Source organism: Acetobacter sp. DsW_059, assembly GCF_002153695.1.
Lineage (GTDB): Bacteria > Pseudomonadota > Alphaproteobacteria > Acetobacterales > Acetobacteraceae > Acetobacter > Acetobacter thailandicus.
On the sequence record NZ_JOPI01000052.1, the window covers coordinates 1 to 242 of the forward strand.

Here is a 242-nt window from a genome sequence, read left to right on the forward strand (position 1 = left end):
TCTTCCGCATGGGCGTAGCCGCGCTGGTTCATGACTGAGCGGTCAATGACATCAATCGTGGCAGGAGAGTGCTGTATGGACAGGCCGAGTTTACCGCCAATTGCAGGTGTTTCTTTAAGCGGCTGTGACCGGCTGTGTACGGTAATATGCTCAGCCTTGTTCTGCTGGTGGTTTTTGTCTTCCTGAGGGGCAGCGAAAGAAAAAGACGGGTAGAAAACAGCAGCTGCCGCAAGTGGCAGCGC

At 54.5% G+C, this 242-nt stretch carries 1 pseudogene; it reads right to left on the reverse strand.

Going from position 1 to position 242, the window contains the following annotated elements:
- Positions 1–239, reverse strand: a pseudogene (locus HK25_RS13005) (TonB-dependent siderophore receptor); the annotation flags it as partial.
- Positions 240–242 lie beyond the last annotated feature (3 nt).